Source organism: Streptomyces iranensis, assembly GCF_017874715.1.
Taxonomy (GTDB): domain Bacteria; phylum Actinomycetota; class Actinomycetes; order Streptomycetales; family Streptomycetaceae; genus Streptomyces; species Streptomyces iranensis.
This window is the reverse complement of sequence record NZ_JAGGLR010000012.1, coordinates 242,169-261,878: the sequence shown is the minus strand read 5'-3', so window position 1 is coordinate 261,878 and position 19,710 is coordinate 242,169. Positions and strand designations below refer to the sequence as shown.

General features: G+C 70.1%; 18 protein-coding genes. 7 read left to right on the top strand and 11 right to left on the bottom strand.

Features of this window, described 5'->3' with window-relative positions; all coding sequences use genetic code 11:
* Nucleotides 1-56: 56 nt before the first annotated feature.
* Together fumC and J2Z30_RS23405 are read right to left on the bottom strand one after the other, a co-directional pair.
* On the bottom strand, nucleotides 57-1,535 hold the full coding sequence (gene fumC / locus J2Z30_RS23410; RefSeq protein ID WP_044580361.1) for a class II fumarate hydratase: 1,479 nt from the start codon (nucleotides 1,533-1,535) through the stop codon (nucleotides 57-59).
* The gene (locus J2Z30_RS23405; RefSeq protein WP_044580362.1) at nucleotides 1,532-3,205 is read right to left on the bottom strand and encodes an NAD-dependent malic enzyme; all 1,674 of its coding nucleotides are present in this window, start codon (nucleotides 3,203-3,205) and stop codon (nucleotides 1,532-1,534) included. Before J2Z30_RS23405 ends, fumC begins: the two co-directional genes overlap by 4 nt.
* Before the next feature lie 299 nt (nucleotides 3,206-3,504).
* On the opposite strand from J2Z30_RS23405, the gene J2Z30_RS23400 reads away from it, so the two are divergent.
* On the top strand, nucleotides 3,505-4,242 hold the full coding sequence (locus tag J2Z30_RS23400; RefSeq protein ID WP_044580363.1) for an SDR family oxidoreductase: 738 nt from the start codon (nucleotides 3,505-3,507) through the stop codon (nucleotides 4,240-4,242).
* Between the two features lie 42 nt (nucleotides 4,243-4,284).
* On the opposite strand, the gene J2Z30_RS23395 is transcribed toward J2Z30_RS23400, so the two are convergent.
* Nucleotides 4,285-4,731 carry a MarR family winged helix-turn-helix transcriptional regulator gene (locus J2Z30_RS23395; protein ID WP_044580364.1) on the bottom strand — a complete coding sequence of 149 codons (447 nt, stop codon included), beginning with the start codon at nucleotides 4,729-4,731 and terminating at the stop codon, nucleotides 4,285-4,287.
* 100 nt (nucleotides 4,732-4,831) lie between these two features.
* Between J2Z30_RS23395 and J2Z30_RS23390 the strand changes: the two genes are divergently transcribed.
* The 3 genes from J2Z30_RS23390 to J2Z30_RS23380 all read left to right on the top strand — a co-directional run bounded on the left by J2Z30_RS23390 (nucleotide 4,832) and on the right by J2Z30_RS23380 (nucleotide 6,109).
* On the top strand, nucleotides 4,832-5,248 hold the full coding sequence (locus tag J2Z30_RS23390) for a nuclear transport factor 2 family protein (RefSeq protein ID WP_044580365.1): 417 nt from the start codon (nucleotides 4,832-4,834) through the stop codon (nucleotides 5,246-5,248).
* 289 nt (nucleotides 5,249-5,537) lie between these two features.
* Nucleotides 5,538-5,822, top strand: coding sequence for a hypothetical protein (locus J2Z30_RS23385; RefSeq protein ID WP_044580366.1), 285 nt, complete (start codon nucleotides 5,538-5,540; stop codon nucleotides 5,820-5,822).
* The gene (locus J2Z30_RS23380) at nucleotides 5,819-6,109 is read left to right on the top strand and encodes a hypothetical protein (protein ID WP_044580367.1); all 291 of its coding nucleotides are present in this window, start codon (nucleotides 5,819-5,821) and stop codon (nucleotides 6,107-6,109) included. The genes J2Z30_RS23385 and J2Z30_RS23380 overlap by 4 nt, the downstream gene beginning before the upstream one ends.
* Before the next feature lie 7 nt (nucleotides 6,110-6,116).
* On the opposite strand, the gene J2Z30_RS23375 is transcribed toward J2Z30_RS23380, so the two are convergent.
* Together J2Z30_RS23375 and J2Z30_RS23370 are read right to left on the bottom strand one after the other, a co-directional pair.
* On the bottom strand, nucleotides 6,117-7,076 hold the full coding sequence (locus tag J2Z30_RS23375) for an alpha/beta hydrolase family protein (protein ID WP_044580368.1): 960 nt from the start codon (nucleotides 7,074-7,076) through the stop codon (nucleotides 6,117-6,119).
* A 167-nt stretch (nucleotides 7,077-7,243) separates the two neighbouring features.
* On the bottom strand, nucleotides 7,244-7,600 hold the full coding sequence (locus J2Z30_RS23370) for a hypothetical protein (RefSeq protein WP_044580369.1): 357 nt from the start codon (nucleotides 7,598-7,600) through the stop codon (nucleotides 7,244-7,246).
* A 183-nt stretch (nucleotides 7,601-7,783) separates the two neighbouring features.
* Between J2Z30_RS23370 and J2Z30_RS23365 the strand changes: the two genes are divergently transcribed.
* From J2Z30_RS23365 to J2Z30_RS23355, 3 genes are all read left to right on the top strand, one after another.
* Nucleotides 7,784-8,764, top strand: a complete 981-nt coding sequence (locus J2Z30_RS23365; protein ID WP_107073450.1) for a formylglycine-generating enzyme family protein — start codon at nucleotides 7,784-7,786, stop codon at nucleotides 8,762-8,764.
* A 353-nt stretch (nucleotides 8,765-9,117) separates the two neighbouring features.
* Complete coding sequence (locus J2Z30_RS23360; protein WP_044580371.1) at nucleotides 9,118-11,385, top strand: arylsulfatase; 2,268 nt, start codon at nucleotides 9,118-9,120, stop codon at nucleotides 11,383-11,385.
* A gap of 48 nt (nucleotides 11,386-11,433) precedes the next feature.
* Nucleotides 11,434-13,011, top strand: a complete 1,578-nt coding sequence (locus J2Z30_RS23355) for an amidase (RefSeq protein WP_052701901.1) — start codon at nucleotides 11,434-11,436, stop codon at nucleotides 13,009-13,011.
* A 622-nt stretch (nucleotides 13,012-13,633) separates the two neighbouring features.
* Here the strand turns inward: J2Z30_RS23355 and J2Z30_RS23350 are convergent.
* From J2Z30_RS23350 to J2Z30_RS23325, 6 genes are read right to left on the bottom strand one after another with little or no spacing between them, the layout of a single operon-like run.
* Complete coding sequence (locus J2Z30_RS23350) at nucleotides 13,634-14,431, bottom strand: SDR family NAD(P)-dependent oxidoreductase (RefSeq protein WP_044582534.1); 798 nt, start codon at nucleotides 14,429-14,431, stop codon at nucleotides 13,634-13,636.
* A gap of 8 nt (nucleotides 14,432-14,439) precedes the next feature.
* Entirely contained in the window at nucleotides 14,440-15,933 is a 1,494-nt protein-coding gene (locus tag J2Z30_RS23345; RefSeq protein ID WP_078957194.1) for an aldehyde dehydrogenase family protein, read from the bottom strand.
* A gap of 5 nt (nucleotides 15,934-15,938) precedes the next feature.
* Entirely contained in the window at nucleotides 15,939-16,811 is an 873-nt protein-coding gene (locus tag J2Z30_RS23340; RefSeq protein WP_078957195.1) for an ATP-binding cassette domain-containing protein, read from the bottom strand.
* Complete coding sequence (locus tag J2Z30_RS23335; RefSeq protein ID WP_044580372.1) at nucleotides 16,804-17,883, bottom strand: ABC transporter ATP-binding protein; 1,080 nt, start codon at nucleotides 17,881-17,883, stop codon at nucleotides 16,804-16,806. The genes J2Z30_RS23340 and J2Z30_RS23335 overlap by 8 nt, the downstream gene beginning before the upstream one ends.
* Entirely contained in the window at nucleotides 17,880-18,758 is an 879-nt protein-coding gene (locus J2Z30_RS23330) for an ABC transporter permease (protein WP_209468799.1), read from the bottom strand. Before J2Z30_RS23330 ends, J2Z30_RS23335 begins: the two co-directional genes overlap by 4 nt.
* Entirely contained in the window at nucleotides 18,755-19,705 is a 951-nt protein-coding gene (locus tag J2Z30_RS23325) for an ABC transporter permease (protein ID WP_044580373.1), read from the bottom strand. The genes J2Z30_RS23330 and J2Z30_RS23325 overlap by 4 nt, the downstream gene beginning before the upstream one ends.
* Nucleotides 19,706-19,710: the final 5 nt, after the last annotated feature.

Sequence of the window (19,710 nt, the reverse complement as noted above, 5' to 3'; positions counted from 1 at the left end):
ACGGCCCGCACGACGGCGGCGGTCCCGGCCACTGGTGGTCTGGGGATCGTGTCCCTTCACCCACGCCGCTCGGCCGGGCCGACCATGACGGCCGGGTCGGCGATGCGGTCGAAGTCCTCCGCGGTGACGTCGCCGGAGGCCAGTGCGGCCTCGCGCAGGGTGGTGCCCTCGTCGTCGGCCTTGTGCGCGATGGCCGAGGCCTTGTCGTAGCCGATGACGGGGGAGAGGGCGGTGACCAGCATGAGGGACCGGTTGACGTCATCCTCGATCTGGTATCGGTTGAGCCGGGCGCCCTCGACGCAGTACTGACGCAGCTTGGCGCAGGCGTCGGCGAGGATGGTGGCCGCGTGCAGGAAGTCGTTGATGATGACGGGGCGCATGGCGTTGAGCTCGAAGTTGCCCTGTGAGCCCGCGAAGGCGATGGCCGAGTCCTCGGACAGCACCTGGATGCAGACCATGACCATCGCCTCGCACTGGGTGGGATTGACCTTGCCCGGCATGATCGAGGATCCCGGCTCGTTGGCCGGGAGGTGAAGTTCACCGAGGCCGCAGCGGGGCCCCGAGGCAAGCCACCGGATGTCGTTGGCGATTTTCATCAGCGGCACGGCAAGGGCCCGCAGCCCGGCCGAGGCGCCGACCATGGCGTCAAGGCCGCCTTGCGCGGCGAACTTGTTGGCGGCGGTGGTGAACGGGTAGCCGGTGGCCGAAGCGATCTCGGCGGCGATCCGTTCGCCGAACTCCGGTGGCGCGTTCAGCCCCGTGCCGACCGCCGTGCCGCCCGCGGCGAGTTCGTGCAGTCCTTCCGCGGACCGGGTGGCCCGGTCGGCGGCCTGATCCAGTTGACGGGCGTAGCCGGACCACTGCTGTCCGACCGTGAGCGGCACCGCGTCCTCCAGGTGGGTACGGCCGATCTTCACCACATCGCGCCACTGGTCCGCCTTGGCCTCGATCGCCCGCCGGAGCGCCCGCACGCTGGGCAGCAGACGTTCGTGGACCGCCTTGACCGCGGCCACGTGCATGGCGGTGGGGAAGGTGTCGTTCGAGGACTGCCCCATGTTGACGTGGTCGTTGGGGTGGATGGGCGACTTGCTGCCCAACTCGCCGCCGACCAGCTGGATCGCGCGGTTGCTGATCACCTCGTTGGTGTTCATGTTGGACTGCGTCCCGGATCCGGTCTGCCACACGTACAACGGGAAGTGGTCATCGAGCCTGCCCGCGATGACCTCGTCGGCCACCCGCTGGATCAGGCCGGCCTTCCAGGCCGGCAGCCGCCCGGCCCGCCCGTTGACGATCGCGGCGGCCTTCTTGACGTGGCCGTAGGCGTGGTAGAGGGCCTTCGGCATCCGGTCGTCCCCGATGGAGAAGTGGATCAGCGATCGCTGTGTCTGCGCGCCCCAGTACCGGTCCGCCGGGACGTCGATGGCGCCCATCGAGTCGGTCTCCCGGCGGCTGCCGGCCGCGTGCAGACCGATGGGCAGGTCGAGGATCTCCGGGGTGTCGTCGCCCCCGGCCGAGGCGGGGTGCCGCGCGGTCATGACGCCGCTCCGGCGCCGTAGACGGGCTCCCACATGGCCTGGCGGACGGCCCGGACGGGATCGGCGGGCTTGCTGGTGGCGACACCCTCGCCGACCGCCGCCTTGACCACCGCCGTCGCGGTGGTCGCCGAGGACTCCCGCAGGTTCTCCACCGGCGGCAGCAGGGAAGCGCCCGGTTGCCCGAGGTCGACCTGGTCGGCCACCGCTTGAGCGGCCGCGAGCAGCATGCCCGCGGTCACCGTGGACGCTCCGGAGACGATCGTGCCCAGGCCCAGTCCGGGGTACAGCAGCGCGTTGTTGGCCTGCGCGATCCGGTAGGTCACACCGTCGTGTTCCACGGGTGGGACGGGGATGCCGGTCGCTATCAGGGCCTTGCCCTTCGACCAGGCGATGATGTCGTCCGGCATGGCCTCGATGCGCGAGGTCGGGTTGGAGAGCGGGAAGACGATCGGGCGCTCGGTACCCGCGGCCATCGCCTCGACGACCTCGCGGGTGAACGCCCCGTGCACGGTGGAGGTGCCCAGCAGGATCGTCGGTTCGACCCGTCGCACGGTCTCCAGCAGTGAGATCGCGCCGCCGTCGGCCGCCCAGTCGGCGACCTCCGACCGGTCCCGCGCGTAGGGCCGCTGGAAGTCGCGCAGGTCGGTCATGTCGCGGGTGAGCAGGCCCTGCTTGTCGATCAGCCACACCTGTGCGGTGGCCTGCTCGGGGCTCGCGCCGTCGCGGATCATGGCATCACGGAGCTGGTCGGCGATGCCCACCCCGGCGGTGCCCGCACCGAAGACCACGAGCTTCTGGTCGCGCATCCGTACCCCGCCGACCTTGACCGCCGACAGGGCCGCGGCCAGGGTGATCGCGCCGGTGCCCTGCATGTCGTCGTTGAAGATCCGGTAGCTGCGGCCGTACGTCTCCAGGATCCGCCGGGCGTTGCTCGGGCCGAAGTCCTCGAAGTGCAGCAGCGCGCCCGGGAACATCGACGAAGCCGTGCGCAGATACGTCTCGATGAACGCGTCGTAGTCGGCGCCGCGGACCCTGGGATGCCGATTGCCCAGGTACAGCGGGTCCTCGAGCAGCGATTCACGGTCCGTGCCCACGTCCAGCGACACGGCGACGACACGGCGCGGATCGATACCGGCCGCCGCGGTGTAGACCGCCAGCTTGCCGACCGAGATCTGGATCCCTCCCACGCCCCAGTCGCCGATGCCCAGGATCTCCTCGGCGTCGGTGCACACGATCAGGTCCACGTCCTCGGGCCCGAGCCGCAGCGTGGCGAAAGCCTTCTCCATGTCCTCCGGGTCGTCGATGGAGAGGAAGACCCCTCGGGGGCGGCGGTACTCATGGGAGTACTTCTCGATCGCCTCGCCCACCGTGGGGTCGTACACGATCGGCAACAGCTCGACGAGATGCTCGGTGAGCACCTTGAAGTACAGGGTCTCGTTGCGGTCGTGCAGCTGCTCCAGATACACGTTCTTGGCCAGGTCACCGCCCTGAGCCCGCAACTGCTGGTGGGCGCGCCGAGCCTGCTGCTCCAGCGTCAGCACTCCGGACGGCAGCCGCCCGGTGAGGCCCAGCTCGTCCCGCTCCGGCCGCGTGAACGCCACGCCACGGTTGAGGAGTGGATCCATCAGGGCGTCCGGAGTGGCGGGAGTCCGCACGGTGCTCTCGGCCATGATGCCTCTCCCCAATGTGCGTCTGCGTGCAGGTGCGCGTGCGCCGCCCGGCGAACGCAGGTGCGCGTGCGCCGCCCGGCGAATCCGGACCGGGAGCGTCCCGCGACGCCATCTCTACCGTGCGCACAGAGCTCCCACCCCCGCTCGTCGATCTTCGAGCGAGGCGAATCGGTGCCCCGGAAGCCGTCCCCGCGGGCGCGATGGACAGCTTTGGAGAGAACGTGTTCGAGGTCGCTGCATGCAATGCCTGGATGGGGTTACACACCTCATTGCGGACATACCTCGACGAAAGGCATGTCATGAAGTTCGCGATTATCGGCGGCACCGGTCTGATCGGGTCGCAAGTCGTCAAGATTCTGAACGCCGCCGGGCATGAGGCGGTGCCGCATTCGCCCTCCACGGGAGTCGACGTCCTCAGCGGCAAGGGGCTGGACGAGGCCGCGGCGGGGGCCGACGTCCTCGTCAACCTGACGAACTCCCCGACCTTCGACGAAGACTCCACGGCCTTCTTCCGGACCTCGATGGACAATCTGCTGGCCGCGGCCCAGAAGGGCGGCGTCCGGCACTTCGTGATCCTCTCGATCGTCGGCGTGGATCAGGTGCCGGAGCTGGTCTACTTCCGTGCCAAGGTGCTCCAGGAGGACATCCTCGCGGCCGGGCCGATCCCGTACTCGATCGTCCGGGCGACGCAGTTCATGGAGTTCGTGGACGCGGTCCTGTCCTGGACCGCCGACAGCGAGAGCGTCCGGCTGCCCGCCACGCCGATCCAGCCGATCGCCGCCAAGGACGTGGCCGCCGCGGTGGCGGATGTGGCCCAGGGCCCCCCGCTGCGCGGCATTCGCAGCATCGCGGGCCCCGAGGTCTTCCCGCTGGACGAGCTGGGCCGGATCACCCTGTCCCACAAGGGCGACAACCGCACCGTCGTCACCGACCCCACCGCGGGCATGTTCGGCGCGGTCAAGGGCGACGTCGCCACCGACACGGGCGCCGACCTCGCCCCCACCCGCTACGCCGACTGGCTCGCCTCGCCCGCGTAACGCTCGACGAGATCGCCATCGAGACGTTCGCGACCGACCGGCCTATCCGGTGAAGGGCCCGTGGTTGACGAAGCGGTGCAGCCGGCGGGCGAAGGTCTGCGCTTCGCCGGGCGGCCAGGACGCGAGGGAGTCCTCGATATGCGCGGCGAGGCGCTGCCGGGTCGTTTCGATCGCCGCCCGCCCGGCTTCGGTCAGGGCGAGCAGTGTGGCGCGCCGGTCGGCGGGGTCGGGCTCGCGGCGTAGCAGACCGGCTTCCTCCAGGCGGGTCGCGCGGCGGGTGACGCCGGAGCGGTCCAGGCCGATCTCGTCGGCGAGACCGGCGGCGCTGCGCGGGCCGGTGCGGGCGAGCCCGCTGAGCACGGGGTAGGTGACCTCGTCCACGGCCTCGCCCAGGCCCTCGGTCAGGCGTCGGTAGATCTGTTCACGGGTGCTGCGCTTGAGCAGCGTTCCCAGCGCGTCGGCGATCTCGTGTCCCACGTCGGTCGGCATGGCCTCAAGTCTAGCGTGCGCGACGCACGCAATATGCGGTACAGTGCAACTGCGTGCTCGACGCACGCAGTTTCGACCTCCGAAACCGAAGGGCACCGTCATGGCCACCTCCACCCCCACCCCCACCTCCCGTACCGACATCGCCACCGCCCTCACCGACCTGCTCTTCACGCCCGGTCTCGAACTGGCCGAGGCCGCCGACCGGCACTTCGCCCCCGACTACCGCCAGCGCACCGACGGCCGCTGGGACGACCGCGGTGAGTTCATGGCCCACATCGCCCATCTGCGCACGATCGTCGCCGACGGGTCGGTCCAGGTCCTCGACGAGCTCGCGCAGGGCGACCTGTACGCGGACCGTCATGTCATCGACGTCGTCAAGACCGACGGCTCCACCGTGCGCACCGAGGTCTACCTCTTCGCCGAGTTCGCGCCTGACGGGCGGTTCCGCCGCATCGAGGAGACCACCCTCATGCTCGAGGGCGCCGAGGCCGACCGAGACCTGGGCAGCGCTCGCTGAGGCCGCGGGCCCCGTGCCGCCACGGTGCGGTACGGGGCCGCTTCTCCTCTGTGGGCGAATGTGGGCGAAGCGGTGGCCGGGGCCGCCCCGGGCCGTACGGTGCCGCGGCCGAGCCGTCCGGCGGGGGAGCGGGCCACGAGCTGCGTCAACGGCGGAGCGGCCCACCGGCTAACCTGATCTCCCACTACGCCCCATAGAGCACGCGTCCTGCGAGAGAATGGCCCGAGCGAAGGCGTCTCGACCGGGGGTCGCCGACCGTCACACCCGATGCGGGAAAGGGAACTCGGAGATGAGCGCACAGCCCGAACACCCCACCGACCGCAGGATCCCGGCGATCCCGAACACGATCAACGGCATCGGCGACGCGCTGACCGGAGCGAACCGGGCCCAGTTCTATGCCGAGGTGCTGGCGGCCGAAGAGGAAACCGTTCCGGGCGTCATGCGCAAGTGGTGGAAGGCGGCCATGCTCGACCGCGCCCCCGGCGCCGCGGAGAGCCGCTCCAACGCCGCCGCCGGCACCCGCCTGGTCTCCGTGGACGACCTCGCCGACCGGCTGGAGGGAATCACCCGATGAACCCCCGGCCGCGCGGCGGCTGGACGGCGTGGACCGAGGAGATCCCCGCCCGGACGCTGCTCGACATGCCACCTGACCTCTCCAAGAAGGTGGTGAACTTCCTGAGCGCGCTCGCTCTCGAAGTCGGCGGTGCGATCGACCGCGACCGACAGCCCCCCGGCGACCCCATGGACGACCTCGGCGCCCGGTACAGCCTGCAGATCGGCGGCGAGCCGGTCGTCTTCGAGTACGTCGTCCTCCCCGAACTCCGCGAGATCCGCGTCCCCGTATTGGTCTGGTTCCGCTGATCCCGGCCTACTTCGATTCGACTCGTCCGAGCGGGCTGGGGCCGGCCGCCAGCGCGTCGCACGCCGTCTGCCACGCGGAATCCCCGGGGCTGAGCTGTGTACGGAGGTAGGCCCAGGTGAGCCGCTGGACCGCGGACACGCGCTCGGGGCTCTCGTCGGTGGTCTCGGCGACGTCATAGCCGGAGACCCCGCCGAGCCCGTGCTCCGCGTCGTGCAGCGTGAGCAGGGACTTGGGGCCGGGGGAGAGGAAGTACGGATCGGTGTGCCACTCCGGGCCCCGGACCGTCAGGTGGGGAGAGGCGTCCTTGTCGCCCGCGACCACGAGCGCGGGCGTGGTCATCTTGGCGAAGTCCGTGGTCAGGAAGAAGGGGAAGTTCTCGGCCGTGGACTCGGTGAGGGCATCGCCGCCCCTGCCGGGCGCGGCGAGCAGCACACCCGCCGTGATCCGGGGCTCGGCCAGGTTCACTTCCGTTCCGTCGTCCGGATCGGTGAGCCGGGCGCCCAGCAGCAGGCTCGCGGTGTGCCCGCCCATCGAGTGCCCGGCCACGGCCACCTTGCTCCGCTCAACGCGCCCGAGGAGCTGTGGAACGGCGGCCTCGATCACATCGAGTTGGTCGAGGACGCGCGTCATGTCCTCGGCCCGCGATCGCCAGAACAGCGGCGCGCCCGGGGTGTTGGGGTCCAGGGCCAGCGTCCGCGAGCTCAGATGGGTGGGCTGGATCACGACGAAGCCGTGTGCGGCCCAGAAGTTGGCGAGAGGGGCGTATCCGTTCAGTGAGGAGAGGTGGTTCGAGTAGCCCTGACCGTGCGACAGGAGGATGACCGGCAGATCGCCCCCGGTCACGGGCGCGGAGACGCGCACTTCCAGGTCTACGGCGCGGCCGGGAGCGGGTAGCACCACCGGGCTGACCGAGAGGACGGGAGTGGGCGAGCCGAATGCGCCGGCCGCGTACGTCGATTCACTCATGAGGTGTGCGTATCCCTTCGATGGCCTCTGCCGCCGGTCTCGTTCGGCCGGGGCGGATGAGGCGGTCAGGAGCGTCCGGCTTCGGGCAGCGCCGAAAACGGATCGTCGTTCCGATTAATGTACGGAGCGGCGTTCCGTTTTGTCAAAGCGGTTGGCCGTGAAGCGGCTCAGGCGGCCATCCAGGGAACACGGCAGACGTGCGGCGCCGTGCCCTCCGGGCACAAGGCCTTGATCACTGTCTTGCGGATCGCCCGCCACGTCCGCAGGGAACACACCAAGTGGACGCGCAGCTCGACCGGTTCCCGCGCCCCACTGCTCCGACCAGGGTGCTCCACGGCCCACTGCTCCGCCAGCAGGTCGTACACGTCGGCGGTCGTCAGCTCGCTCCCGGGAAAGGTGTGCGCGACGGACTCACCGACGATCCGGGCGCTACGGGAGCCCACAGCCGCCTCGACGAGTTCCCTGACCCATGCCAGTCCCTGCTCGTCCGCGTACAGGCCGAACCTCAGGGTGCGCGTCCTCATCGATCGTCGGGGCGCGGGCTTCCTGCCGTTGTGAGCCATCCGCAGATGCTAACCGCACGGCCCCGGGGGCAGGCCGTCCAAGCCTGGTCCTCCCGCCGGTCCGAGGCGGGCACGGCGGGTCGTACGCTCGATCCGACAGAGAATGTGTGGTCAGCCGGGTGAGGAACAGCGGTCGGAGGAACGATGTCAGGCGCATGTTGTGCCCCCGCGTCCGGGGGCGGCGAGGAGATTCCCGGAGCGTCCGCCGTGCGGGTACGGGCCCCGGAGCGGGACCGGGCGCAGGGGCTGCGCGCCATGCTGCGCATCCCCGGAGGGACGTTCTCGATGGGTGGTGACGACGCCGACGCGTTCCCTGAGGACGGTGAGGGCCCGGTCCGGGAGGTGCGGCTGTCGCCGTTCCTCATCGACGCGACCGCCGTCACCAATCGGCAGTTCGCGGCGTTCACGCGCAGCAGCGGCTACCGGACCGACGCCGAGCGCTACGGCTGGTCCTTCGTGTTCTATGCGCTCGTCCACCCCGATGCCCGGCGCATGGTGCGCGAGGGCACGGTGGCGGAGGCGCCCTGGTGGCTCGCGGTCGACGGTGCGTGCTGGCGGGCCCCCTACGGACCGGGGTCGTCATGGACCGAGCTGTCGAACCACCCCGTCGTCCACGTCTCCTGGCGCGACGCGTCCGCCTACGCGGCGTGGGCGGGCAAACGCCTGCCCACGGAGGCGGAGTGGGAGATGGCGGCGCGTGGCGGTCTGGAGCGCGCCCGCTACCCCTGGGGGGATGAGCTCCTGCCTCGGGGACAGCACCGCTGCAACATTTGGCAGGGGCAGTTCCCGCAGGTCAACACCGGTGACGACGGGTATCTGGGAACCGCGCCGGTCAAGACCTACCGAGCCAACAACCTCGGCCTGTACAACACGTCGGGCAATGTGTGGGAATGGTGCTCGGACTGGTGGAGCGCCACATGGCACGCGGCCGACCGGCCGGAGACCCGCCGGGACCCGGCCGGACCTCCCACCGGCGAGGCGAAGGTGATCCGCGGCGGCTCCTATCTGTGCCACGCGTCGTACTGCAACCGCTACCGCGTCGCCGCGCGCACGTCCAACACACCGGACAGCAGCACCGGGCACATGGGGTTCCGCTGCGCGGCGGACCTTCCCCCGTCACCCTGACGGATCGCTCTCGACCGCCTCCGCCCTCAGGGGGCGGGGCTGCGGCGGGACGGCGCGGTGATCGGCCCTGGTGAGGGGCGGGTCGGCAGGCGAACCGCCACCCGGAGAGGGACGCTCAGACATCGGGTGGTTGTGGTCGACACATGGTTGACACCGGGGCATGAGCAGGCCAAACTTGCACCCAACCTACTGGTAAGACCAGTTAACTGGAGTCTTCTTCGGGACGGCCTGTCGGCCGCGTCAAGTCTTCGGACTCCGCCTGTCCGACCGCCGCGCCGCTCAGCAGATGTCATGAGTGCGGACCGCTGCCGGCACAGCGCACGTCCGAATCTCCATGCAAAGGAGCGTCCTGGATGACCAACGCCTCTCCGCGTCCGCCGTCCGCGAACGGTACTTTCCAAGGCAAGATCGGCACGACCTACGAGGAGTCGACCCCGTGGTGGCCCGATCAGCAGGCGCCCCCCGAGGACACGCCCAATGTCGTGGTGATCGTGCTCGACGACGTCGGCTTCTCCGACCTCGGCTGCTTCGGCTCGGACATCGACACCCCGGCCATGGACGCCCTCGCGACCGGCGGCCTTCGCTACGCGAACTTCCACACCACCACGCTGTGCTCGCCGACCCGTGCCTCCCTGCTGACCGGCCGGAACCACCACTCCGTGGGTATGCGCATGCTGTCCAACTTCGACACCGGCTTCCCCAGCGGCCGCGGTCAGATCACCAAGTCCGCCGCGATACTGCCCGAGGTGCTGCGCGACGCCGGCTTCAACACCATGGCCGTGGGCAAGTGGCACCTGGCGCCGATGGAGCAGACCACCGCCTCCGGGCCGTACACCCAGTGGCCGCTGTCCCGCGGGTTCGAGCGCTACTACGGATTCCTGGAAGCCGAGACGGACAGTTTCTATCCGGAGCTGTTCCACGACAACCACGCCGTGGATCCGCCGAAGAGCCCGGAAGAGGGCTATCACCTCAGTGAGGACATCGTCGACCGGGCGATCGAATTCGTCAGGGACCAGACGTCGGTCACTCCGGAGAAACCCTTCTTCATGTATATGGCGTTCGGTGCGGCGCACGCCCCGCACCAGGCCCCCCAGGAATACCTGGAGAAGTACCGGGGCCGGTTCGACCACGGCTGGGACGCCGAGCGCGCCACCCGGCACGCCCGCCAGATCGAACGGGGGATCCTGCCGGCCGGCACCGAACTGGCGCCGCACAACCCCGGGGTCCTTCCCTGGGACGAGCTGCCGGACGACGAGAAGAAGCTGTCCGCACGCCTTCAGGAAGCCTACGCGGCGATGGTCGACCACACCGACCACCACATCGGCCGGTTCATGGAGTTCCTGGAGCGGATAGGCCGGATGGAGAACACCATCACCATCCTGCTCTCGGACAACGGGGCCAGCCAGGAGGGCGGGCAGCAGGGTTCGCTCAACCCCACCGCATATCAGAACGGTTTGCCCGAGGACTTCGAGGAGATGCTCGCGCGGATCGATGAGATCGGCACCACACGCGCCCATGCCAACTACCCCTGGGGCTGGGCACAGGCGGGCAACACGCCGTTCAAGCGCTACAAGCAGAACACCCACGAAGGCGGCGTCCGCTGCCCGCTCATCGTGCAGTGGCCCCGGGGGCTGCCGCGTACCGGCGAGATCAGGCAGCAGTTCCACCATGTCACCGACATCGCCCCGACCCTTTTCGAACTGCTCGGTCTGGAAGCTCCCGCGGTCTACAACGGCGTCCCGCAAATGCCGATCCACGGTGTCAGCATGGGCTACACCTTCGACTCGCCGACCGCGCCGACGCGCAAGGATGCCCAGCACTTCGAGATGTTCGGGCACCGCGCGATCTGGCACGACGGCTGGAAGGCCGTCGCCTACCACGAACGCGGAACGTCCTTCGACGCGGACCAGTGGGAGCTCTATCACCACGACACCGACTTCTCGGAATGCAACGATCTGGCGCAGACGCGGCCCGAGCAACTACAGAAGATGATCTCCCGCTTCTGGGTGGAAGCGGGGAAATACGATGTGCTGCCGCTGGACGACCAAGGATTCGCCCCCCGGGCGAAGATTCCGCGTCCCGGCTCTCCGCGCAAGCGCACCACCTTTACCTACTACCCCGGGATGGCCCATCTGCCCGGTGCCGCGGTGCCACCGGTGATGAACCGCGCACACCGCATCACCGCGTCCGTCGACAGGGCCACCGCGTCGGACGAGGGTGTCCTGGTGTCCCTGGGCAACATCAGCAGCGGATACGTCCTGTACGTCAAGGACAACCGGCTGGTCTACGAGTACAACTTCCTCGGCACCCGGTACACGGTGACCTCGGAGGAAGAACTCCCGACCGGCCCGGCGGAGCTGACCTTCGAATTCGTCAAGACCGGTGACATGCAGGGCGTTGGACACCTGTACGTGTCAGGAAGGCCGGTCGGCGAGGAGGTCATTCCGCGGGTCCTCCCGCACTTCTTCGGATGGCAGGGCCTCGACGTCGGCCGGGACACCCTGTCGCCCTCCTCACCGAGCTATGACGGCGAATTCGCGTTCACCGGAAGGTTCGAGAAGCTCGTCTTCACGGTCGCGCCGGACGAAGAGGGCGAGGAACCCTTCGAGCGAATCGACTGATTCGCCCCCGCTCACCTCCTCCAGTTCCAGCCATCCAAAGGAGCAGCGATGACACTTGCGCCACTTTCCCTCGACGCGGTCAGGCGAGCCGCGGAGAACGCCGGGCTCACCATGGACGACGACGAGCTTCGGATGATGCTCACCCTCGGACAGGGCGCGCTCCGGGCGTGTGAGCGGCTGGATGAGGTGAGCGGCCACCAACCGCCGGTCCGCTACCCCAGGGCGGGTTCGCAGCGGCCGGACGCGAAGGACAATCCGCTGAACGCGTGGGCGGTCCGCTGCGATGTGCGAGGGGCTGCCACCGGGCGGCTGGCGGGCCGGACCGTGGCGCTGAAGGACATGATCCCGGTGGCCGGCGTTCCGATGGGCGGTGGGTCCCGGCTGCTGCGGGGACATACACCCTCCTACGACGCGACCATCGTCACCCGGGTACTTGACGACGGCGGCCGGATCACCGGCATCGGGACGACAGAAGACCTGTGTCTGTCGGGTGCGAGTGTCTCCTCCGCCGACGGGTTCGTCCGCAACCCGTGGGACACCTCCCGATCCGCCGGAGGCTCCTCCAGCGGCGTCGCGGCACTGGTCGCCAGTGGTGCCTGTGACATCGGAATCGGCGCCGACCAGGGCGGTTCGATCCGGATCCCGGCTGCGCAGTGCGGTATCTACGGGCTGAAGCCCACCTACGGCCTGGTGCCGTACACCGGCTGCCTGCCGATTGATCCCAGCGTCGACCACGTCGGGCCGATGGCGAGGACCGCCCGGGACCTCGCGGCGCTGCTCGAAGTGATCGCGGGTTTCGACGGCGGTCTCGACCCGCGCCAGCGGTCGCAGACCGCCGTACCGGCATACGGCGAAATGCTGGGGGATTCGCTGCGGGGGCTGCGCGTGGGCGTGCTCGCGGAGGGATTCACCGCCGATGAGGCGCAGAGCGCCGTTGATGAGACCGTACGGGCGCGCGTGGCGCTGCTGGCCTCGCTCGGTGCCGAGATCGTCGACGTCTCGGCGCCGCTGCACTCCTACGCGATGGACATCCACTCCTCGGTGCTGTTGCAGGGTGGGGCGCAGTTCATGCTGAAGGGCAACGGGATCGGGCTGCCCGGCAAGGGTTTCTACGACGCCGAGGTGGCGTTGACGGCGGCCCGCGGCCGGGCGCTCCACTCCGATCTGCTGTTCGCCAGCGTCAAATACGCGGCGACCGTCGGCGGTCACCTGTGGGATGTCTACGGCGGCCACTACTACGCCAAGGCGCAGAACCTGGCGATACGCCTGCGTCACCAGTACGACCAGCTGCTCGAGGACGTCGACGTCCTCGTCCTGCCCACCGTCCGCACCACAGCGCCGCCGCTGCCCGATGCCGACGCCTCGGTGGTCGAGCTGACCGAACTGGCCCTCGACCCCGAACTCATCGCGAACACCTGTGCGTTCAACCACACCGGGCACCCCGCGTTGAACGTCCCCGCCGGTCTGGTCGACGGTCTACCGGTCGGCATGATGCTCGCGGGCCGCCACGGTGATGACGGGGTGGTCATCCGCGTGGCGCACGCACTGGAGCTGAACCACGGTCTGGCCGACGTTCCCCCCGGGCGAGCGGCGGACAGCGCCGACGCCCCGCTCGCCCGAGCCTGACGCTGCGACCCGCGGGAGGAATCAGCGTTCCCGCCGCTCGGCGGACAGCCCGCCCCCGGCCGACGGTGCCTTGCCCCTGGCACCGCGGCCCGCGGGCGTTACGGGAGGGGGTCCGTCGCGGCAGGACAGCCGCCTGCCTTTCGTCGAGCACCACTTCGAACATCTCGGTGTGCTGATCCCCGGCCGGTACCCGATCCGGTGACTCATGAGCCTGCCCAAGGCCGTCGTGCCGACGCTGGGTGTGGTGCCGCTGCGCATCCGTCGGCCCACCCGCACGCCACCGCCGCCGGCATCGCTGGGGTGCCTGCTGATCCCGGGCTCTCTGACGGTGACGGGGACCTTGATGCCGGCGGGCGGCACCCTGTGTCGTCGGGCTCGTGCACGGAGAACCGTCCGATTTCACGCCACGGAGCGTGCGCCAGGGAGAGCAGACCGTGCCGTTCGCGCCGAGTCCGATTTCGCGGTGCGCGACCTTCACCCTCGCCGCTGCGCGGCGTCGTCGACCGTGGGCCGTCAAGAGGAAGCTCTGCCCGTCGAAGGCAAGAGGACCCTTGACGGCTTCCGGCTCTCTTCCGGGGGTGAACCGCGCCGGATCGGCGGGCAAGGGCCCTTCGGCGTCCGGTCAGTTGGGCGGCGTGAAGCGTCCGTCGATCGCCGTCCAGCCTCCGTCCACGAAGAGCTGGCTCCCCGTGACGAAGGAAGACGCGTCCGACGCGAGGTAGACGACGGCGCCGGCCAACTCGTCGGCGCGGGACCAGCGGCCCAGGGCGCTCTTGCTGGCGTAGGCCTCCGACCACTCCGGCACCGCCCGGATCTGCGCGGTCAGCGGGGTGTCCACGACACCCGGGGCGATGGTGTTCACCCGCACACCCGACGGGCCCAGCTCGGCCGCAGCGGTCCGCAGCAGCTGGACGAGGCCGGCCTTCGTGGCCGCGTACACCCCCTGCCCCGGCTCGACGGCCACCGCGCGGATCGAGCTGAAGCCGATGATGCTTCCCCCGCCACGCTCGGCCATGCCACGGCCGAACGCCCGCACCAGGTCGAAGGACGCGCGCAGATTGAGCGCCACGACCCGCTCGAATTCCTCCGCCGTGTAGTCGAGCAGGGGCTTGCGCACATTCGTGGCGGCGGTGAAGACGAGCACGTCGACGGGCCCGATCTCCTCGGCGGCCCGTGCGACCGCCTCGTCGTCGAGCACATCGAGGGTGTATGCGACAAGGCCGGGGCCCATCGACGCCGACTCCTCGGCCGCCGTCGGATCGCGGTCGGCGCACACCACCGTGGCGCCGTGTGCGGCGAGAGCCAGGGCGCTCTCGCGGCCGATTCCGCTGCCCGCGCCCACCACGACGGCCTTGCGGCCGTCGAGCCGGAACAGGCGTGAGTAGGCGTCCAGCGCATCGGTGTGGTCCTGTGCTTGCAAGGTGGTCCTCACGGCTTCTTCGTGGTCGGGCGAATCACTGCCATACGGGTGACGGTGAGCTCTTCGATGGCGAACCTCGGGCCCTCCCGTCCGGCCCCGGAGTCCTTCACACCGCCGTACGGCATGACATCGGACCGGAATCCGGGAACCTCGTTGATGACCACTCCGCCCACCTCCAGGCGGTCGAGAGCGGCGAACGCGGTGTCGAGGGCGCTGGTGTAGACGCTCGCGTGGAGTCCGTAGCGCGAGTCGTTGACCAGGTCGAGGGCGGTGTCCAGATCGGGGACGGACCGCACCGCGACCACGGGGCCGAAGACCTCCTCGTCCCAGACGGCGAGGGCGCGGTCCACGTCGACGAGCACGGTGGGCTCGATCACCCCGTCGGCGACCCCGCCTCCGGCCGCCAGGGACGCACCCGCCTCCACTGCCTGCTCCACCCACGCGCACACGCGCTCGGTCGACCGCTTGTCGATGAGTGCCGAGACTCTCGTCGCCGGGTCGCGGGGGTCGCCCACGGTCACCTGGGCCACTCGTTCCGTCAAGCGGGCCACGAACTCCTCCCGCACCGAGTCCACCACGATGACCCGCTGCACGCTGATGCACGCCTGGCCGGACCCGTAGTACCCGCCGCGTACCACCGCGTCGGCGGCGGCGTCGAGGTCGGCGTCGGCGGCCACCACCAAGGCGGCGTTGGAGCCGAGTTCGAGCAGAACCTTGGTGGGTGCCGCGTCCCGGGCGATCTGGTGGCCCACAGCGGCGGAACCGGTGAAGGAGACCGCCCCGATCCGGCGGTCGGTGGTCAGCGCGACGCCCACCTCGGGGCCGCCGGTCACCAGCTGGACGGCGGCCTGCGGCGCGCCGGCGGCGCGCAGTGCCTCGCGGAGGAGGTGCACCAGCCACAGGGTGGCCAGCGGGGTCTGCGGGGCGGGCTTGGCGATGACCGGGCAGCCGGCGGCCAGCGACGGCGCGAGCTTGTGCGCGGCGAGCAGCAGCGGGTAGTTGAAGCCCGAGATGCCCACCACCACGCCGATCGGTTTGCGGGTCCAGAAGCCGAGCAGCCCCTCACCCGACGGCAGCAGGTCCAGCGGCACGGTTTCCCCGTGCAGCCGGGCCACTTCCTCGGCCGCCGTCAGCAGTGTCAACAGGGTGCGGTCCACCTCGACCCGGCAGTCGACCAGCGGTTTGCCGGTCTCCAGGACCAGGAGCCGTTCGAAGTCCGCGCGTCGGGAGGCGATTGCCTCGTGCGTGGCGAGCAGCGCCGCCCTGCGGGTGTGCGAGGGGAGCCGTCCGACCTGTTCGCGGATCGCGAGGGCGGCGTCCACCGCCTGCCGTGCGAGACCGGTGTCCCCGACGGGGGCACGGGCGACGAGCGTCCCGTCGTAGGGGAAGCGGACGTCCTCGGTGGCCGGTGCCTCGACCCAGTGGTCGCCGATGGGAAGACCTTCGGGGAACTCCCCCACCACGGGGGATTCGCCGACGGCGGGTTTGACATGGGTGGTCACGGTCGCTACTCCCGGTTGAGGTCGGCCGCCGACACTCCGGACAGTGCCCTGTCCAGAGTCGGAGCGGCGGCGATCAGCCTGCGTGTGTAGGAATGCTGTGGGTCCTCGTACACCTGCTCGGTGGACCCGGTCTCCACGATCTGCCCGTCGTGCATGACCGCGACCCGGTCGCACACATGGCGGACCACGGACAGATCGTGGGAGACGAAGACCAGCGTGAGGGACAGCTCGTCGACGAGGTCGGCGATGAGGTTGAGCACCTGGGCCCGTACGGACACGTCCAGGGCGCTCACCGGCTCGTCGGCCACGATGATCTTCGGACGGGGGGCGAGGGCGCGCGCGATCGAGATGCGCTGCCGCTGGCCACCGGAGAACTGGTGCGGATACCGGTTCGCCGCGTCGGCTCGCAGGCCGACGGCCTCGAGCAACTCGGCCACCCGCTCCTTGCGGTGCCGGTGCCCCTGCGCGACGAGCGGCTCGGCCACGATGTCGCCGACGCGCATCCGCGGGTCCAGCGCACTCATCGGGTCCTGGAACACGAGTTGGAGCCGCTCGCGGACGAACCGCAGCTGTCTCTCCCGGAGCCCGGTGATGTCCCGGCCGTCGATCGCGACGCTACCGCTGGTGGGTTGGTCGAGGCCGGCGAGGATCCGCAGCAGGGTCGACTTGCCGCACCCCGACTCGCCGACGATGCCGAACCGTTGCCCCTGGGGGACGGCGAAGCTGACGCCGCGCAGGGCGTGCACCGGCGGGCTGGGGCGGCGCACCGAGGCACGGGGCCGCCGGTAGTCGCGTGTGACGTCCCGGACGCTGATGGCGTCCACCGGGCCGGTCTGCGGTCCGGGCGCGAGGGGAGCGCTGGTCGGCTGCTCAGCCACGGCCGGCCTCCTGGTTCGTAGGTACGGCGGTCCCGCGTACGCCGCTCTCGGCCACCGGGTGGAAGCAGGCGTAGCCGGAGTCCGGTCCGGTCGGCACCCAGTCCGGCCGGGTGGCGCATGCCTCGGTCGCGTGAGCACACCTGTTTCTGAACACGCATCCGGCGGGGAACCGGCCCGCCGGCGGAACCGACCCGGGAATCGTGGCCAGCCGGCCGCGGTCGTCGACAGCGGTCAGGTCCGACGCGCCGATCAGACCCCGGGTGTAGCGGTGCCGGGGGCGCGTGAACACCTCCTGGACCGGCCCGGACTCGACCACCCGCCCGCCGTACATGACCATGACCCGCTCGCAGGCGGTGGCCACCACGGCCAAGTCGTGGGTGATGAAGAGCATGGCCGACCTGCGGTCCTGGACGCCCCGCACGATCAGGTCGAGCACCCGCGCCTGCACCGTGACGTCGAGCGCGGTGGTCGGTTCGTCGCAGACCAGGAGCGCGGGGTCGTTCGCGAGGGCGATGGCCAGCACCACCCGCTGCCGCTGGCCTCCGGAGAACTGGTGCGGATAGGCGTCCACGGCGGCCGCGGGATCGGGGAGCCCCACCTGGGCGAGCAGGTCCACGGCGGCGGCACGGGCGGACGCGCGGTCGGGCCTGGTCCGGTGGACCAGCAGCACCTCGGCGATCTGCCGCCCGACCTTCATCGTGGGGTTCAGGGCGGTCATGGGCTCCTGGAAGACCATGGCGATCTCCTTGCCCCGCACCCGGGACATCCGCGCCTCATCGGCATCCACCAGGTCGTGGCCGACTCCGGCGAGCCGTACCGAACCCGTGGCCCGGAGCCCATCGGGGAGCAGGCCCATGACGCTCAGCGCGGTCAGCGACTTGCCCGACCCCGACTCACCGATCAGGCCCACCCGTTCGCCGGCCCGGATGGTGAAGTCGACATCTTCGACGAGCTTGCGGCCGCCCACCGTGACGCCGAGGTTCCGAACGGTCAGTACATCATCGGGGCGGTCGGGGGAGCCCTGCCCGGAAGCCGATGCCGTGGCAGGTGCCGTGTCAGGTGCCGGGGTCATCGGTGGTCCTCCAGCTTGGGGTCGAAACGGTCGCGCAGGCCGTCACCGAGCAGATTGAATCCGAGCACCACCACCGCGATCGCGATGCCCGGAAACACGGCGAGCCGGGGGGCGACCGACAGCATCTCCTGGCTCTCCTGCAGCATCCGGCCCCAGGACGGTGTGGGGGGCGGGGTTCCGAAGCCCAGGAAGGACAGCGCGGCTTCGGCGAGTACGGCGATGGCGAAGCCGACCGACGCCTGCACGATGACGAGACTGCTGACGTTGGGCAGGACGTGCCGCAGGCCGATCGAGAACGGCCCGCGGCCCGCCGCGCGCGCGGCGACGACGTATTCGGCCTTCATGACCTGCAGCGTGCCGCCGCGGATCAACCGGGCGTAATGGGGTATGGACGCGATGCCGATGGCGACCATCGCGACCAGGGTGCTGGCGCCGTACACGGCGGCGAACATGATTGCCAACAGGAGCGCCGGGAAGGCGAGAAGCAGGTCGTTGCCGCGCATCAGCAGCTCACCGAGCCAGCCGGGCGCCATTCCGGCGACGATACCGAGCGGCACTCCGACCACGGCGGCGACCCCCACCGCCACGAAGCCGACGAACAGCGTGGTGCGCGAGCCCATCAGGATCTGACTGAACACGTCGCGGCCGAATTTGTCCGTGCCGAACCAGTACTCCAGCGACGGCTTCTCCAGCCGCGCCGAGGGGTTCACCAGAGTCGGGTCGTGCGGAGTCCATACGAAGGACAGCAGCGCCAGGCCGAACACGACCATGACGATGAAACCACCCACCAAGAGGCTGCCCGTCATCGGGCGGCGCCTTCGGCGGTCGTCGGGCGCCGCGGACGCGACGGCCGCTTCCGTGTCCAGAACAGTCATGACGAGCCTCCCCTGAGCCGCGGGTCGATCATCAGATAGATGGTGTCCACCAAGAAGTTCACGAGCAGCACCGCCATTGCGATGATCATGACCACGTCCTGCACCACGATGAGGTCCCGGTTGGAGACGCTGTCCAGCAGCAGGCTCCCGAGCCCGGGGATGACGAAGACCCGTTCGATGACGACGGCGCCCACCAGCAGCGTGGCGAGCTGCAACGCCAGGACGGTGACCACGGGCACCGCCGCGTTCCGCAGACCGTGCCGCACCAGCGCCCGCATCGGGCGAAGTCCCTTGGCGCGAGCGGTGCGCAGGTAGTCCTCCCGGAGGACATCGAGCACAGCGCTGCGGATATAGCGGGTGAGCACTGCCCCCTGCACCATTCCGAGGGACAGCACGGGCAGCACCAGCTGTTTGAGGAACAGGACCGGATCCTGCGCCGGGGGTGTCCAGCCGTTCGCCGGAAGCCACCCGAGCCCCACCGCGAACACGGTGATCAGGAGGATGCCCGCGAGGAAGGCCGGGACGGCCACGCCGGCTTGGGACAGGGCCGAGAGAATGAGCCCGGAGGGCCTGCGGTGCCGGACGGCCATGAGGATGCCCATGGGGACCGCCAGGATGCAGGCGAGCACCATGCCGGCGCCGACGAGCCACAGGGTGACCTGGAGGCGGTCGGCGAGCTGTGGGCCGATCTCCGTGTGGGAGATGTAGGAGGTGCCCGGGTCGAAGGTCACCAGTCCGTGTACCCAGCTGAGGTACTGGGCCACGAACGGCCGGTCGAGCCCGAACTGCTCGCGAAGTTGCGCCACCGCCGTTTCCGAGGCGCTGGTGCCGAGGGCGACGCGGGCCGGATCCCCTGGCAGCACCGCCATGAACGCGAACACCAGCACGGAGCTCACGACAAGGCTGACCAGGAGGACCGCGATCCGCTTGACCAGACGGACGATCATCGGTT